This is a genomic window from Streptomyces sp. NPDC047453 (genome assembly GCF_040643155.1).
Lineage (GTDB): Bacteria > Actinomycetota > Actinomycetes > Streptomycetales > Streptomycetaceae > Streptomyces.
The window spans coordinates 1-3,275 of sequence record NZ_JBEYTS010000164.1 but is presented as its reverse complement, the minus strand read 5'-3'; the positions used below and the strand labels follow the sequence as shown (position 1 = coordinate 3,275).

General features: G+C 68.2%; 4 protein-coding genes and 1 pseudogene. All 5 read right to left on the bottom strand.

Features of this window, described 5'->3' with window-relative positions:
• Positions 1-793: 793 nt before the first annotated feature.
• Positions 794-1,474, bottom strand: coding sequence for an endonuclease (locus tag ABZ818_RS42645; protein WP_361427678.1), 681 nt, complete (start codon positions 1,472-1,474; stop codon positions 794-796).
• 141 nt (positions 1,475-1,615) lie between these two features.
• Positions 1,616-1,945 carry an ANTAR domain-containing protein gene (locus tag ABZ818_RS42640; protein WP_361427675.1) on the bottom strand — a complete coding sequence of 110 codons (330 nt, stop codon included), beginning with the start codon at positions 1,943-1,945 and terminating at the stop codon, positions 1,616-1,618.
• 566 nt (positions 1,946-2,511) lie between these two features.
• On the bottom strand, positions 2,512-2,760 hold the full coding sequence (locus tag ABZ818_RS42635; RefSeq protein WP_361427672.1) for a hypothetical protein: 249 nt from the start codon (positions 2,758-2,760) through the stop codon (positions 2,512-2,514).
• Between the two features lie 95 nt (positions 2,761-2,855).
• Positions 2,856-2,921 (bottom strand): annotated as a pseudogene (locus ABZ818_RS42630) (hypothetical protein); the annotation flags it as partial.
• A gap of 137 nt (positions 2,922-3,058) precedes the next feature.
• Positions 3,059-3,275 (bottom strand): Ku protein (locus tag ABZ818_RS42625; protein WP_361427669.1); only part of this gene is annotated, 217 nt, incomplete at its 5' end.

Below are 3,275 nucleotides of genomic sequence, written 5' to 3'. Positions count from 1 at the left end.
GACCTTGATCACCAAGGCCAGAGTCAGACGAAGATCACCAAGTGGGTCACTTTTGATCCGCCGTCAGAGGGTCAGCGTTCGGCCGTCGTCGAGAGACGCCAAGCCGTTGCGTGATCGTACGGTCCACAAGGCCCCGATGGCGTCCGCGCGAGCCGAACGCCGTGGCCGACTGCTCACCGATCCTTGGAGTTGTTCACCGTGCTCCGCCAGGGTGCTGCCACTACGTGCGTTTGGAGGTGTTCACACGGACCGCCGGCCCTCGGGGCCCAGGCCGTGCGGTGCTGTGGGACAAGATCCACGCAGCCGCGGACCGTTCCCCAGGCGGCGTGCCGCGTCGGCGCCGGGCCGGCCGGCCGCTGCCGCGCCTACACATGTTGTCCTCCGACTATTCCTCGGCGGCGGGGCGTGAGCGGGCACCGGGCGGTGCCGCACACCGCCGACATGCGTGTCGAGGCGTGAACGTCCACCCGGACTTCCCCCTCGCTGATCCCCTGGGGACGCCGCTGAAGCACGCAGGTAACCTTCCCCTGCGGCGCCGCAACTCCCCGCACAAGACTGGCTATCCAGGCGAGTGTCCGTGCCTCCTGCCGCAGCCGGGTTTCGATCTCGAGCGGGGAACGCCGTTCGGCCTCCGTCAGCCTGCGTCCGTCCACCACCGACCGCGCAACAGGCCCACACGTCGACTCGCACTGGCGCATGCGATGACGGGGTGCCGGAGGAGCAACCGGACTCGGGGATGGTCGAGGATCAGGAGTCGCACGCACATGGGAGTGGCTTCGTAGGTCGTGCGGTGTCAGGCGGCCTTGGCGGCGGCCAGCACCTCGTCGGCGAGCGGCTTGTCGAGCGCGGCGTGGACCAGACCGTCCGCCAGGCGACCCATGTCGCGGCCGGCGACGAGGCCGCCGAGCTTCTCGGGCGAGGCTGGCAGCCCGAGCCGTCGGGCGCCGTCCAGGGCTTTGCGGTCGATGTACGGGGCGAACTCCGGCCAGACGCCCTGGACGTCGCGCAGGAAGATGTCGGCCCCCGTGGGCCCGATCCCGGGGATGTCCAGCAGCGCCTTCTTCGGGTCAGGTTCCTCGCGCAGCCGGCGCAGATCACCGCCCCAGCGTTCGAGCAGCAGCTCAGCTCCCCTGCCAAGGATCGTGGAGGTGCGCTCATCGTAGCGGCGGTAGCCGCCCTTGCCGAGGGCGTCTACGCGTTCCTGCCACGACGCCTTCGCCATCGACCGCGGGTGGCGCATCCCGGCATCGAACAACGCACGGGCCGCAGCCACCGCAATGTCGGCCCTGATGCGGGCGCTGAGGAGTATCGCCAGCACCAGCGTCTGGTAGAGCGGGGCCGGGGTATTGCGCAGCCGGATGCCGGCCTGCGCCGCGTACGTCCGCTCCTGCCGGTCGAGCAGGGCGCGTACCACCGCTTTGTCCGTGGCTCCGGCCGGCTTCCTTCCGGACTTCCTGTGAGTCTTCGTAGCCATCGCGGTGTCACCGACTTCAACATTCCACCGGTTGCAAGGTGCGCCGTCCCAGGGTTGCGGGTGCCCGCCGGGGTCCACTCCATGCGGTCGTTTGTCACCCATGGCCGCGGGAACTCAGAGGCCGCGTGCAGGACCGATCGATCACTGCAGGGCCTGGCGCTTGACCCTTCGCGAGAGTTCGCATCGAACGTCCGCCGCCAGATCTCTTCCGCCCTGGCCCCAGGTGATCACAAGCTCCGCTACGTGACGCAGCTTGATGTTCGTACACATCGAGGTCTCACGCAGGGCGTCCCATGCTTCGTCGGGCGTCATCCGCCCGACGGCCACGATGACGCCTATCGCCTGGTCGATCACTGCGTGCGAGGTGACTGCCTGCTGAAGCTGGAAGACCTGGGTCTCCAGCTGCCTGATCCGATCGGGGTTCTCCAGCTCCTGAACCGCGCCGGAGAGCTTGTCGGCGTGGCTGTCCACGTGGCCTCCGTGGCGTAGGGGCGGTCCCACAGAACTCGTCTGCCTGCGTGGACGCAGTCCCCGCCGAATCCGCGAGTTTGTACCTTCACCGTCACACCGGAAGCCTGCCCGCGCAACGGCGGGTAGCACCCCACTGGGGCCCTGTTCGATGCAGTGAGGCAGCCAGAGAGAAAGTCAGTCGCTGCCGCCAGCGGCCGAGCGCTTTCTCCAACTGCTACTTGGTCATCGAGGAGCGGCCGTGGATGTTGCGGGCCGTCCGAGGCCGGTGAGGGTCAGGCGTCGCTTTTCTTGCGGCGGTGCCCCGTGCGTACGAGGGCGTCGATTGCTCCTCGCGGCTCATCTTCGATCGGCCGGAAAGGTCCTGCTCGGTCGCCCGCTGGTACAGCTCCGCCTTGCTCAGCTTCTGCAACTCGTTCTTGCCCGTGCTGCGTCCGCGATCTCTCGTCGACGCACGTGCCTGCTTCGGCGGGGCCTTCCTGGACGCCGTCTTCTTCGCCGTCTTCTCCGTCGACGGGCGCGCGGTCTTGCGGCGGCTGGACGGTGTCGTCCGCGCGGCGGCCGGTTGCTCACCGCGGCCAGTACCGGCGGCCCAGGCTGCCCTGCAGGGCCTGCATGAGGTCGACGACGTTGGTTGCGGTGGGTGGCTCCGCTGCCAGGGCGACCTCCTGGCCCTCGGCTTTCGCCTGTACCAGCTCCCGCACATGCTCCTGGTGGGTGTCGTGGTAGCGGGCGGGTTCCCAGTCGCCGCTGAGGGCATTCGACCAGCTGCAGCGCCGCTGAAGTTCCTTGCCGCGCCCGGCCCGGCCAGAGGGCATCTCGGGCAGTCCTCTGCCTGGGTCGCGGACCTCGTCGGCCAGTGCAGCGTCTGCAGCACCAGGACCTTGTCCTCGGCTCGTAGGGCGGTCAGGTACTGCTTGCCGCGCATGACGAAGGTGGCGACGCCCACCTTGTTCGCTTCAGTCAGCGCGGCGCGCAGCAGCTCGTAGACCTTGGTGTACTCCTTGCCGCGCGGGGCGATGTAGCAGGTACGGTTCGAAGTAGACCGGCTCGATCCGGTCGAGGTCGACGAAGTCGCTGATGTCGATGGTCTGGGAGCGACCGGGCGCGATCTGGTCAGCTGTCCGGCTCGACCCGGACGTACTCGCCCTCGCCGACCTCGTAGCCCTTGACGATGTCGCTGGTGTCGACTTCCTTCCCGGTGCGTTCCTTCACCCGCTTGTTGCGGATCCGGTCTGCTGAGGTTCCCCTCGTAGCGTGAAGACCGTGACTGCAGGGGAAGTTGGGGTCATGGCAGAGAAGCGCCAACGGTACGACGCGGAGTTCCGCGAGG